This is a genomic window from Paenarthrobacter sp. CC6, assembly GCF_040560085.1.
GTDB lineage: Bacteria > Actinomycetota > Actinomycetes > Actinomycetales > Micrococcaceae > Arthrobacter > Arthrobacter nicotinovorans.
Genome location: NZ_JARDAN010000037.1, coordinates 1 through 9,801, shown reverse-complemented (window position 1 = coordinate 9,801; position 9,801 = coordinate 1). Strand labels below are relative to the sequence as shown.

Genomic DNA, 9,801 nt, shown 5'->3' with positions numbered 1-9,801 from the left:
CACCGTGAGACCGGCCGGCCGTTTCTTCAGCCTGTGTGGCTGACAAGAAATACTTTGCCGGGCCTGGATCAAGAACCAATCCTGCAAACCCACAACACTTCCTCAGGAAACCCTCAAGAAAACCGCAGCACCACCTGCACCATGTGAAACACTCTTGGGTGCACCTGATCAGCCGATGAAAGGGCAAAACGTATGCCGATGTGGTTGCAGGCCTTGCTCTGGGGAACGCTGGCCGGAGGCGCTTTGGTTCTCGGCGCGGGGATCGCGTGGATGTGGAAGGTGCCCGCCAAGGTCGTCTCCACGGTGATGGCCTTTGGCGCCGGTGTCTTGATCTCGGCACTGGCGTTCGAACTGGTAGACGAAGCCGTGCAAGGCGGCGGACTGCTGCCCACCGTACTGGGCTTCCTGCTGGGGGCACTGATCTTCGTGGGCTCCAATGTCCTCCTCTCACGGGCCGGGGCAAAACACCGCAAGCGCTCCGGCGGCGCCCAGCCCTCGGAAAAGGACTCTCCCGGAAGCGGCACGGCCATTGCCATAGGCGCCCTCATCGACGGCATCCCCGAATCGGTGGTCCTCGGGGTAGGACTCCTGGCAGGCGGAGCCATCAGCCCGGCCATGCTCGCCGCCGTTTTCATCTCGAACGTTCCGGAGGGACTCTCCAGCACGGCCGGAATGAAGAAATCAGGACGCAGCCCTGCCTACGTCTTTGGCACGTGGGTGGGCATCGCCGTGTTCAGCGGAATTGCGGCCCTTGTTGGCTTCACGGCCTTGGAAAACGCACCCGACTCGGTCATCGCCTTCATCACGGCCATTGCCGCCGGAGGGATCCTGGCCATGCTGGCCGACACCATGATTCCCGAGGCCTTCGAAGAGCACCACAACCTCACGGGCCTGACGGCCGCCGTCGGCTTCCTCAGCGCCTTCACCATCCACCACGTGGGAGGCTAGGGGCCCAGCAGTCCCAGCACAGGCAAGGCAACCGCCGTCGAAAGTGCCATGGCGGCAGTGTTGCCGATCACCGGATGGAAACCGGACGGCAGCCAACCGGAAATGGCGCGGGCGAGGGGCGGTGCCAGAACGGCGCCGAGTACCGCCCCGCCGACGATCCCCATCCAGGAACCTCCGGAGGCCAGGACGGCGGCGGGTGCAACAGACACCACGGATGCATACGTGGCCGCCCACCCTTCCTCCCGGTACCAGCGCCGCCACAGAACCACGCCGACAGCTGATGTCAGGGCCTGGGCGAACAGGATCTTGGGAAGCAGGGCCGAACCATATGACGGCAAGCCGGGGTTCATCACGAAGGCCACGGAGACCCCCAGGATCATCCCCAGGCTGGCGGCTTCGTTGGCGAAAAAGTGCGTTTCACTGAAGTCCTTGAGCACCCGGCGTGCGGCCCGGTTAGCATCCTGTCGGAAGCTCTGCCCAACCCCCGACGCCGGGTGGTGGCTTGGCGTGGACGGGTTCGGCTTCCGCAGGACAAGCCACGGCAGGCGGCGTGCAATAGAGAATGTGAGGGCGGAACCGACCGCCATCGCCAGGACGCTTCCGACGACGGGCGGCAAGCCCAAGGGGGCAGCAACTGTCGGGATGAAGAGCAGAGCCAAGGGCGTCACGGTCGCTGCTCCGAGGACGGCTCCGGTGACGCATGTCCGCCATCCTGCACCGTAGAGCAGAACCATGGCGGGCGCGGCGCAGACGAAGGGCACGAACGTTGGCTGCCACCCGTCGTCGAGCATCCGTCCGAACGCCAGGTTGGACAACAGCAGGCTCAACGACGCCGACGCCAGCACCCACGGCCAAAGCCCGCTGCCGTAGGCAAGCGTACCGGCCCAGTCCTTGCCGCCACGGGCAACGCGCCAGGCCAGGAATGCACCCGCCAGCAATCCCAGGGCCGCCAGATCCGCTTTGTAGAAAAGGGGCTCAGTCATGTCGCCGAGGAACCACCGCAGGCCGGAAACCGGGGAGTCGTTGGCTTCACCGGACCATCCTTCGAACGACGGGCCAACCCTGGGCGAAACCTCTCCCGCGACGTGCAGGAGGAGGGACAACAGCCCTACCGCAGCCGCCATGCCGAATGCGCCCAATGCCGTACCGGCGGCACTGGACCCCAGCGCCGGCTGGGGCGGCGTCGTGGTGGTGGACGTGGCAGCTGAAGAGTGCGTCATTGGTGACCCTTGGCGTACGGAGTGTGGTGGCTCCGAGCAGCGTAACGGAACTGATGATGCCGCCCGCAGTCGCTGTCGTACGGGGAAATTGTGACCGAAAAAGCCGCCCACAGACGCGAAAAGGCCCTGTCCTCCCGGCGATAACCGCGGGGACAGGGCCTTCGTGAAACGCTAGGCCTTCTTGCGGGTCAGCAGACCCCAGATGATCAGGACCAGCAGAGCACCGCCAATGGCGAGGAGCCAGGTGGAAATCGACCAGAACTCGTTGATCCCGACGTTGAACAGCGCGCTGCCGATCCAACCGCCGAGGACGGCACCGACGATGCCGAGCAGCAGGGTGGCGATCCAGCCGCCGCCCTGGTGGCCGGGCTTAATGGCCTTGGCAATGGCGCCGGCGATCAAACCCAAAACAATCCAACCGATGAATCCCATTTTTCATTCTCTCTTTCGTGAAGAGGTCCTAGTCCGGCATAGGAACGTATGCCGCTATTGACCTGATTGTTGGCTACCGGCTGAGTCGTCGGAACATTCCGACGACTTGGCTGGCAGACGGCCTGCCGGCAGGGTCGGGGTCTGTCATGGCATGAAGCACCATGGACCAGCGCCGCCGGACCGTGCCGGGAATTCGGGGTTCCCCCAGAGTCCTGGCAACCATGGACTCGAGGGGAGGGCCAGGAAATGCCTTCGTTCCGGTCAAGCACTCAAGAGCAACGAGACCGAGCGAGTAGACATCGCTGGCGGTTGTGGAATTTTCGCCACGCACCTCTTCAGGACTGAGGTAATGCGGGGTGCCCGAGGACGAGCCCGGTGTGGCGGTCCCGCCGGTGAGGGCAATTCCAAAGTCGGTCAATTGTGCTACCCCGGGGCCACCCGGGTCTGCTGCGAGGTTGACCAGGATGTTGCCGGGCTTGATGTCGTTGTGGACGATGCCCCTGCGGTGGATGTACGTCAAGGCACGCGCAATTCCGCTCACCCACTCGGCCGTCTCGCGGGGCGAGGCCGGCTGATGATGAAGGAGGGTCCGCAGATCCATTCCTTCCACCAGCTCCATCACCAGGAAATTCCGGATTTCTCCGCCTTCCTGGTGCCCGGTAGTTCCGGAACCGAGGACCCGGACGATGTTCTTGTGCCGCAACCGGCCGTGGATGTCCACTTCCCGACGGAAGGGGGCCTCGTTGGCGGCGTCGGAACACCTGAAAATCTTGACTGCCACAGCGTCGCCACTGTGGAGGTCGAATGCCTTTTGGACGTTGGCTTCCGAGCCGCCGCCCAATGGTCCTGCGAGGCGGTACCGGCCGGCGATGACCCGGTCCCGGTGAACACTGTCTTGGGCCACGCTGTCCTGGCGCACGCTGTCCTGGGACGTAAGGTCCCGGGGCACGCCGCATGCACTTGCGGCTCCGCGATCAGCGCGGACAGCCGCAACGTCGAGCGTGGTCACCCGAGGAGGGTTTCGATCTCGGCCGCAGGCACTCCGGCCACTTCGGCGAGGGCATGCGGGTTGACTCCGGCGTCAACAGCTTTTTTGAAGGCGAGCGCCAGGGTGTTCTGTGAGATCGCCAGTTCGTGCTGGAGACTCTGCCTGCGAAGGGCAGCGATCCATACGGAGCTCACGGGATCGAGGGCGTCGATGTCCATCCGGAATCCGCATCCGCAGGCCCACTCGGGCCAGATGGGCTCCACGGAGACCCACTTCATGGCGTCGTAGGCCGGGCCGGCGGAGATGGCCATGTGTGACCCGCAGTGCACGGGACCCATGGGAATTACCTGTTCCGTGAGAACTTCCACGGTATTTTCAGCCACTGGTGTGGAGCTTGCTTCACGCAGCGCGACTGTCATCGTTCTCTCCCACACATTCCCTAGTAAGTAGCTTGGCTATCTAGTTATATGTGTACTTATGAATTATGTCCAGTCAGGATGCGGTCACTCAGGGCTTCAGGAGGCCGCGATCCCGTCGATCGCCTTTCGCATGCGCCGAAGGAACTCGACCACCACAGCAGAGTCCTCGCTGCTCAGGGTTTCGGCCGCCTCCATCATCCGGGCGTGCATATCACCCAGGGTGCTGCGCACCTCCTGATCCGAGCCGGGGGTGGGGCGCAGGATGAGCGCGCGCCGGTCAGTCGGATGCGGCTCCCTCGTGACATAGCCGGACCTCACGAGCCGATCGACCAGGGACGTCATGGAAGCCGACGTCACGCCCAGGCGGACAGCCAACTCCTTGGGCCCGACCTCACGGCCTGCGCGTTCGGCTTCAAGCAAGTACCGCAAGGCAAGAAGGTCGGTTTCGCCCATCCCCATGGAAGCGCGGGTACGTCGGCGCATATCCGCTTCGGCGGCACGGTAGTCCCTGAGTGCATTCAGGACATCCACGGCGCCCATCTGCTTGCGGCTCTCCAGCCCGTACCAATAGCCCTGACGTTCACTTTTGTCGCTCATCACCAGTCCTTTGGTAGACATGTATCTCGCTTGTCTAACCAATCGATACTAGGCGATTTGCCGCTCCTTTGCTGACCATGCGGTCAGGACGGCACGCTCAGGCTGCCTGCCGAAGCGTCCGCACGCGCCGCCAGAGAGCTGGAGCCACCACGACGGCAACGCCGACGGCGGCACCAATGACCGTCTCGACGATGCGGTCCCGAAGCAGCAAACCAGGATCGACAGGCGCTGCAAGAAGCGTTGCTATCAACGCGAGCGGCGTCACGAAAACCTGCGCCACCAAGTACTGCCGGGCGATAAACATCTCAGCACCGAACTGGCACGCAGCGATCACCAGGACCATCGCCCACGGTGCGGGGTTGAGCCACAGAATGCCCGCCAGCAGCACCAGGCCCAGCACTGTTCCGGCGATTCTTTGGATGCCTCGACTGACCCTGTGGCGCGTTGAATGCCCGACGAGGGGAACAACCGCCGCCACCATCGCCCAGTAGGTGTGCCCGAAGCTAAGCCGCTCCCCCACCAACGTGGCGATGGTTCCCGCCAGGCCGGCAGCGACCAGGTAGCCGCCACCCTCCAGCCAGATCGCCCGGCGCTCAGCCGGGGTGTGCCGGATGCGCGGAGGGCGTTTCCACGGCGTTCTGTGGCTTTTGAGCACACGAGCCGACATGCCGATCAAGAGGCAGAAAACCGTGGTCCCGACAGCCACCAGGAGGGCTTCCCACAGGGGCGGTTGGGCTGCGATCGACGCAATGGCAGCAAAAGCAAAAATATGAAACAAGGAGCCACCGGGCCGCAGCCGCCACGCAGCAACCACCACCGAGCAAACGCCGGCCACGACTGTAGTGGCAGCGGTCAAGAGCCAGGAATATTCAGCACCTTCAATGCCCAGGGCGTGGGCGAAACGGGCTAACAATGTGGCCAGGAGAATGATGAAAAGCATGAAGCCGCCGGCGCGCAACTGGCTCCTGAAACGGACGCTATGGGGTTCGTTGCGTCCGTAGATCCCCGTGAAGGCTCCAAACGAAGCAAACACCGCCAGATCCAGTCGGCCTATCAACGTCAACGTGATCAGCGGAACGAACACACCAACTGCGCAGCGGAGGGCGGGATGGTGGTCCTTGTTGCCAGGACCCATCGTGAACATTTCCGCTACAGCCTTCAAGGGGCGGCTCGCCTTTCGTCGCAGGATCAAACGTACGACGGCGGCACTGGCGTCCGCTCTCAAGGTTACGCTCCGGTTGCTGGGCTACTGCGGGATCGAGTGCAGTTTGTGGGGCTCATCACCTGGATGCTGGCGGGATCGCCCCGGTTTGGAAGCGGCCGCTTCAGAAGCGGGCGGCTCCTCCCGAGACCGGGGCGGTGTCCAATTTGTTGCCGGCGATATCCGTGAGTCCAGCGGCGGGGTTGTACGTGGGGAACACCGCCGGATCTGTGGGAATTGTCTTGTCGCCGGTACCTCCGGTGCCAAGGGTGATCGTGAGGGTCTTGGCTGTGGGGTTCCAAGCCAGGGACGAGACGTTGCCATTGCCATTGCCGTTCAAGGTCAGGGCCGTCGACGTGTAATCAGCTCCCAGTGCAACGCTGCCCAGGTTGATGGCGCAAACACTGGTGGTAACCGTAAGCGTATCCAGTGCAGTCACGCTGACTGTCACCTGCCCATTGCCGTTAATGGTCTGCGTAGTGGTGTTGTTGGTCCATATACTGCAGATCGTGCTGGCCTTGAGCGCCTCGGAAAACGTCAGGGTCACTGTGTCGCCCTTGTCGAGCTTGTTGGCGACACCACCGTTGCCAAGCTGTACATTCGTCACCGTCGGAGCCGTTGCATCCTTGGATGAGGTCGCTGTTCCTGCGACGCTGGTGTTCCCGGCCGCATCCGTAGCCTTGGCGGAGTAGCTGATGGTGCCGTCCGTGAAGTTCCGGACATCAACGGGCAAGGCTGTCCAATTCCCGGCGCTGTCGACAACCATCGACTGGGTTACCGGTTGCGCACCCGCACCTGTCACAGTGAGGACGAGCGATGAGTTGGCTTCCGCCGTGCCGCTGACCGGCACCTTGTCTGCGAGGGCTGCGTTGACCACTGCCGGTGCGTTCACAACCGGCGCGTTGGGCGCTGTGGTATCCGTGACCGGAGTGGTACCGGTGCTGCGGATGCTTTCGGTGCCCTGCCAAAGGGACAACAAAGGCGTCACGGTGTAGTACCAGGTTCCTGCCGGGACGTTGGCCTCGGCACACGAAAGGCCCGCAACCGGGCCTTGGCAGGTGCCGGTTGCGGCCACGCGCGTGCCGCCGGCGGGCGAGCTGTAGCGGGCGATGCTGTAGCCGGTCACGGGCCGGCCCCCCGCCGTCGTACTGGCTGCCCAGTTGACCGTAACGGTGGTACCGGACACGCTGGTGCCCGGCTTGGCGCCCTGGGCTACGGAATCGGCCTTCGCGGCTCCGAAACCGCTGCTGACGGAACCCCAGAACGCACTGGCAGCGGGCCCTGCGCAGGAAAGAAGGAGAATGCCCAACGCAATAACCATGATGCGGTTCCATCGCCCCATGCTGATGCTCGATGCCTGACGGTCCTGGCTCACTTCCGTACCTCCAGCGTCACGGGGATGGCGAATTGGGCGCCCTGGCAGGCGGAGACTGAGGTGGCTCCCATGCTGGCTGCCCCTTGCAGCGTCACCAGGATGGAGGTGTTCGCGGCGATGGTGATCGGCGGGTTGAGTGGTGCGGCGGGAGGTGTGAAAGTCACTCCGGTGGTTGTGCACCCGTTATGGGAAGTGTCAGCGGAAATGGGTCCGTTGGCGGCAATTCCGTAAATTGTGACGGGGTGAGGGTTGGGGTTCGTGGCCCGGAGGAGGACGTCGGCCGTTCCCCCGGGAACCAGGCTGCTTTGCAGGGTGTCGCCCGGGACGAGTGCGTCCACCGTGACGTTCTGCATTGTTCCGTTTACCGATGATCCGTTCCCGAGGCCTGTGGCGCTCCAGTACGCATAGGCCGATCCCGCTCCGCCGAGCACGCACAGGGCGACAGTGGCTGCAGTGGTTCTTGCCAGCCGGCCTGGGACGGGGGTGCGGGGTGTCCGGGCTGTGGTCTTCATGTCAGTTGCCTTGTCCCGTGCCGGAGTACGTGAGCTGGAGGGTGGCGCCTTTGCAGCCGTCCTGGAGTTGGGCCGTGTCGTGCATCGTGATCCGGGGCCAGGCCGTTTCCGGGACGCCCAGCGCCGACAATGCCCGGACGCCGGGCTCCACGGTCAACGGATACGCGCCGGAGTATTGGGTGAGTTTGTAGTCAGCGGTGGTGCAGGGGAGGTTCTTCGCAATGGCCGCCGGAGTCCGGACCACCTGGGTGATGGACACCGAAAGGTTGGTCACGGCGATGCTCTTGTTGCCGGGATTGGAGATCTGCAGTTCCAACGACCGTGAGACACCCGGTGCGAGCAAGCCATTCACGGAACCGGATACGCCGAACGACCGCTTGACTTCGAGGACCTGCAACTGGCCCGGAGCCGCGTTCGACACGATGGTCCCGCTGCCCGCCTTGACCGAGAAATCGGTCTTCGCCGCCGCTGTTGTGGTGGCGGTTCCAACCGTCAGGGTCGTCTGGACGGTGCCGCCGGCAGTGAGGTTAACCGACGACGGCATGAAGCTGGCACTTGCGCCAGCCGGCAGCCCGCTGGTCGTGAAGGTCAACTGTCCCGCAAAGCCCCCGGTCGACGTCGCCGACACGGTGAACGTGGTGGACTGGCCCTGGTCAACCGTGCGGCTGGAAGGAGACAACGCCACCGTGATGCCCGCCGGGGCCTTCGCAGCGTTCCCTTGGCCGTTGCTGGCAGCAAGGGCTGCGGTTGGCAGGATGGCCACCAATACGGCCAGCAGAATCGCACGCAGGACCCCACCTCGATGTAACGGTGCGGTGCGCTCTGGGCGGTGGTCCATGGAAGCTCTTTTCGGACGTCGGCTTGGGTGCGGTGGTGGAGGGGCCGAAACGGCTGAGCCGGAGCCCGCCTAACTGGCGGGCCCCGGCGTCGAGGTCTTACAGGCTGCCGACGTTGACCGTCACGATGGCCGCCTTGCAGGCGTCCTGGTTGACGGTGGTGCTGTCGTTGAACTTCAGCGTTCCGGAGCCAACGGACGTGCCGGTGCTGTTGGCTGCCACCGGGCTGTTCGAGGTGACTGCGGTGACTTCGAACCAAGCCGGCAGACAGCCGGCCACATTGGTGGTCACGTTCGCGCTCAACGCTCCAACCACCGTGCCTGACGTGGTGGAGTTGTCGGCCGTGTAGCTCACCGGGACGGAATTGCCCGGAGCAAGGCCACCGGCGAAAGTGGCGTGGAGGGTGACGGTTCCGCCACCTGAAGAGTTGGTGGCATTGCCACTGCCGGAACCAGTGGTGGTCCAGTAGGCGTAGGCGGCACCGCCGCCGACTGCTACCAGTGCGACGCCCGCAACAGCGGCGGTGATCCGGCTCTTCTTGGAAAGCTTGCGCATGATGTGACTCCTTGGTTGATCTGGTCCGGGGAGCCGCAGCGCAACCCCCAGCATCCGGCCTTTGCTGGCGGATGAAGCGATGCAGCCAATGTTTCAGCCATGGCAAGTCGTGTGGCTACGATTCCGGCTACCCCATTTTTTCTTCGAACAAAGGCTGGGAAATACCCGCATGCGTGACGCAAGTACTCGCGTTCTCCGCCCGGACTACTTGGCGGGCTGGTCGCCATTCCAGCCCTGTCAGGGCCCGAAGTACTCGCCTTCTCCCAGACTGTCCAAGGAATGGACACTTCCCTGGCGGCGGCCGAAGACGGCGCTACGACGTTGATGCGGCAATCTTGTGCCCATCTTGAGCAAAAAATGCGCTGGTGTTCGAAGCTTCCGGCGTGCTCCTTTAACCCCCGACGGCGGCCAGGTCACCTTCAGAAGGTGGCCCGACCGCCGTCGTGCGTCTGTTTTGGGGCTAGCCGTGGGCGGCGAGGATGCTGGAGGCTTCCTGGCGGGTGGTGCCGGAGGACTCGATGTGTGCCAGGGCTTCGGGGATTTCCCAACCCTTCTTCCGCATCGCGGTGGCCCACAAACGGCCGGCCCGGTACGAGGACCGCACCAACGGCCCGGACATGACACCGAGGAAGCCGATCTCCTCGGCTTCGTGCTGGAGGTCCACGAATTCCTGCGGCTTGACCCACCGGTCCACCGGCAAGTGCCGTTCGGACGGGCG

At 64.0% G+C, this 9,801-nt stretch carries 11 protein-coding genes and 1 pseudogene; 1 reads left to right on the top strand and 11 read right to left on the bottom strand.

All coding sequences use genetic code 11. The annotated features are described in order from the left end of the window. The first annotated feature begins 192 nt into the window (after positions 1 to 192). Positions 193 to 948, top strand: a complete 756-nt coding sequence (locus PV760_RS21300; protein ID WP_039243375.1) for a ZIP family metal transporter — start codon at positions 193 to 195, stop codon at positions 946 to 948. Here the strand turns inward: PV760_RS21300 and PV760_RS21295 are convergent. From PV760_RS21295 to PV760_RS21245, 11 genes and pseudogenes are all read right to left on the bottom strand, one after another. Continuing rightward, the gene (locus PV760_RS21295; RefSeq protein ID WP_354628646.1) at positions 945 to 2,168 is read right to left on the bottom strand and encodes a hypothetical protein; all 1,224 of its coding nucleotides are present in this window, start codon (positions 2,166 to 2,168) and stop codon (positions 945 to 947) included. The genes PV760_RS21300 and PV760_RS21295 overlap by 4 nt on opposite strands. A gap of 171 nt (positions 2,169 to 2,339) precedes the next feature. After that, positions 2,340 to 2,600: a GlsB/YeaQ/YmgE family stress response membrane protein gene (locus tag PV760_RS21290; protein ID WP_018779325.1), complete on the bottom strand. Its 261-nt coding sequence runs from the start codon at positions 2,598 to 2,600 to the stop codon at positions 2,340 to 2,342. A 73-nt stretch (positions 2,601 to 2,673) separates the two neighbouring features. Further along, a complete protein-coding gene (locus PV760_RS21285; RefSeq protein WP_079582998.1) occupies positions 2,674 to 3,609 on the bottom strand; it encodes a serine/threonine-protein kinase in 936 nt (311 codons plus the stop codon). After that, a complete protein-coding gene (locus tag PV760_RS21280) occupies positions 3,606 to 4,007 on the bottom strand; it encodes a hypothetical protein (protein ID WP_354628645.1) in 402 nt (133 codons plus the stop codon). The genes PV760_RS21285 and PV760_RS21280 overlap by 4 nt, the downstream gene beginning before the upstream one ends. Positions 4,008 to 4,103: 96 nt before the next feature. Then, positions 4,104 to 4,625, bottom strand: a complete 522-nt coding sequence (locus tag PV760_RS21275; RefSeq protein WP_035734163.1) for a MarR family winged helix-turn-helix transcriptional regulator — start codon at positions 4,623 to 4,625, stop codon at positions 4,104 to 4,106. Between the two features lie 76 nt (positions 4,626 to 4,701). Next, entirely contained in the window at positions 4,702 to 5,766 is a 1,065-nt protein-coding gene (locus PV760_RS21270; protein WP_354628647.1) for an FUSC family protein, read from the bottom strand. Between the two features lie 163 nt (positions 5,767 to 5,929). Continuing rightward, complete coding sequence (locus PV760_RS21265) at positions 5,930 to 7,180, bottom strand: hypothetical protein (protein WP_354628644.1); 1,251 nt, start codon at positions 7,178 to 7,180, stop codon at positions 5,930 to 5,932. Next, positions 7,177 to 7,692, bottom strand: a complete 516-nt coding sequence (locus tag PV760_RS21260; RefSeq protein ID WP_193590227.1) for a hypothetical protein — start codon at positions 7,690 to 7,692, stop codon at positions 7,177 to 7,179. Before PV760_RS21260 ends, PV760_RS21265 begins: the two co-directional genes overlap by 4 nt. Before the next feature lies 1 nt (position 7,693). Continuing rightward, positions 7,694 to 8,530, bottom strand: a complete 837-nt coding sequence (locus tag PV760_RS21255; RefSeq protein ID WP_354628643.1) for a COG1470 family protein — start codon at positions 8,528 to 8,530, stop codon at positions 7,694 to 7,696. Between the two features lie 97 nt (positions 8,531 to 8,627). Beyond that, positions 8,628 to 9,083: a hypothetical protein gene (locus PV760_RS21250; protein WP_018779333.1), complete on the bottom strand. Its 456-nt coding sequence runs from the start codon at positions 9,081 to 9,083 to the stop codon at positions 8,628 to 8,630. A gap of 460 nt (positions 9,084 to 9,543) precedes the next feature. Continuing rightward, a pseudogene (locus PV760_RS21245) lies at positions 9,544 to 9,801 on the bottom strand (lipoyl synthase); the annotation flags it as partial.

Bases quoted from the DNA above. Each gene is read 5' to 3' on its own strand.
- PV760_RS21295 (WP_354628646.1), bottom strand. From the start codon at position 2,168: ATGACGCACTCTTCAGCTGCCACGTCCACCACCACGACGCCGCCCCAG.
- PV760_RS21260 (WP_193590227.1), bottom strand. From the start codon at position 7,692: ATGAAGACCACAGCCCGGACACCCCGCACCCCCGTCCCAGGCCGGCTG.
- PV760_RS21255 (WP_354628643.1), bottom strand. From the start codon at position 8,530: ATGGACCACCGCCCAGAGCGCACCGCACCGTTACATCGAGGTGGGGTC.
- PV760_RS21275 (WP_035734163.1), bottom strand. From the start codon at position 4,625: ATGTCTACCAAAGGACTGGTGATGAGCGACAAAAGTGAACGTCAGGGC.
- PV760_RS21290 (WP_018779325.1), bottom strand. From the start codon at position 2,600: ATGGGATTCATCGGTTGGATTGTTTTGGGTTTGATCGCCGGCGCCATT.
- PV760_RS21300 (WP_039243375.1), top strand. From the start codon at position 193: ATGCCGATGTGGTTGCAGGCCTTGCTCTGGGGAACGCTGGCCGGAGGC.
- PV760_RS21280 (WP_354628645.1), bottom strand. From the start codon at position 4,007: ATGACAGTCGCGCTGCGTGAAGCAAGCTCCACACCAGTGGCTGAAAAT.
- PV760_RS21250 (WP_018779333.1), bottom strand. From the start codon at position 9,083: ATGCGCAAGCTTTCCAAGAAGAGCCGGATCACCGCCGCTGTTGCGGGC.